This window comes from Streptomyces sp. URMC 129, assembly GCF_051386415.1.
Classification (GTDB): domain Bacteria; phylum Actinomycetota; class Actinomycetes; order Streptomycetales; family Streptomycetaceae; genus Streptomyces.
Genome location: NZ_JBPQTQ010000267.1, coordinates 1 through 1,566, shown reverse-complemented (window position 1 = coordinate 1,566; position 1,566 = coordinate 1). Strand labels below are relative to the sequence as shown.

Sequence of the window (1,566 nt, the reverse complement as noted above, 5' to 3'; positions counted from 1 at the left end):
GGGTCGAACCCGGGGCCCGCGAGCAGGCGGCGCGCGCGCTGTGGGAGGGCTGCCGCCGTTCGACATCCGTGCTGCGCGAGCACGCGCCGCTGGCGGGCCTGGACTCCGGCGTCTTCGTGGGCGTGGTGCGGCCCGCGCTCTCCGAGCACGACCTGCACCGGCTGCGCGGCTGCCTGAGCGACGCGCGGGCGGACCGGGTGCGGGCCGGGGTGCTGGGTGCCGGGCAGGCCGACCCGGCACGGTGACGCGCTGTCGATCATGTGATGACCAGTTGCGTTGGACACATCGTTCGCGGTCGTGCTGAGGTGCCGGGTTAGCGTGTCCGTTCGTCCCCGATGCCCCTGGTGGTGATCTTGTGCCCGTTCTGTCCGCTCCGACTCCCCCGACGCCGGTGGTGGTCGCCCCCGCTCCTCCCGAGCGCCCGCGGCCGACCCCGCGGCTCGTGGCCCGCCGGGCGGGCAAGGTCGCGGCCGTCTGCGCCGTCGGCTACGTCGCCCTGTGGCTGGCCACCGTGCTCGGCACGCTCGGGGTGTCGTTCCTGGCCCAGCAGCAGCACTCGTCCGGCGAGCGCGTCGCCGGGATCAACCACTTCCTCCAGGTCGACGACAAGCTGTGGCGCGGCTCGGCGCCCGGCCCCGACGGCTACGAGGAACTGGCGGACCGCGGCGTGCGGACCGTGATCGACCTGCGGGCCGAGGACCTGTCCGAACGGCAGCTCGCGCTGCCCGGCGAGGCGGGCCTGGACGTGATCCGCATGCCGATCCGGGACGGGCAGACGCCGACCAAGGAGCAGGTCGACGAGTTCCTGGCGGCGGTCGAGGCCTCGCCGGGCCCGGTCTTCGTGCACTGCGGCGCGGGCGTCGGGCGCACCGGCTCGATCTCGGCCGCGTACCTGGTCCGGACCGGCCAGGCGGGCTCGGGCGAGGCGGCACTGCGGACCCTGGCCGTGGGCCCGCCGTCGGTGGAGCAGATCTACTACGTGCTGACGGCGGACCCGGACGAGGCCGACCAGCCGCCGCTGGCCGTGCAGGCCGTCAGCCGCCTGCTGGACGCCCCGCGCCGGATCAACGCCTCGCTGCACCTCTTCTGACGCCGACGGCCCGGGGCGTCACCGCTCCGGGTCTCCAGTTCCCCCGCGCGGGCGACGAACTGTTAAGGCATGCCCGCGCACTTTCACGCTTACCACTGGCAGGGGGAACGCCGCCTGTTCGACCAGGAGGCCGACCGCCGGCCGGGCACCCCGCCGTCCCCCGGCTTCCTCGCGAACCCGTGCACGCCGCTGCGCGTCAGTGACTGGCTGCTGCGCCCGGCCTCCGCGATCAGCCGCACCTGCGGCGACGCGGCGGAGGCGGCGGAGTGGTTCCGCCACGAGACGGAACGGGCGTCCCCCGCGTTCGCCGTGGACCACGACCGGGAAACGGTCCCCCAGCGGATCGCCGCCGCCGCCGACGCCCTCGCCCGTGGCCGCGACGTCCACGCGGCCTGGTACCTGCGCGGCACGGGCTTCCTCACCCTGGACGCAATCGGCTGCTCCCCCAACCACACCGACCCCACCCTCCCCTGCCC

The 1,566-nt window shown here is 75.2% G+C and carries 2 protein-coding genes and 1 pseudogene; all 3 read left to right on the top strand.

The features are described from left to right. Positions 1 to 245: pseudogene (locus tag ACSNOC_RS27680) on the top strand (hypothetical protein); the annotation flags it as partial. A gap of 197 nt (positions 246 to 442) precedes the next feature. Then, the gene (locus ACSNOC_RS27675) at positions 443 to 1,090 is read left to right on the top strand and encodes a phosphatase domain-containing putative toxin (protein ID WP_436750319.1); all 648 of its coding nucleotides are present in this window, start codon (positions 443 to 445) and stop codon (positions 1,088 to 1,090) included. Positions 1,091 to 1,159: 69 nt separating this feature from the next. Next, the coding region (locus ACSNOC_RS27670; protein WP_436750318.1) for a hypothetical protein at positions 1,160 to 1,566 on the top strand (407 nt) is incomplete at its 3' end.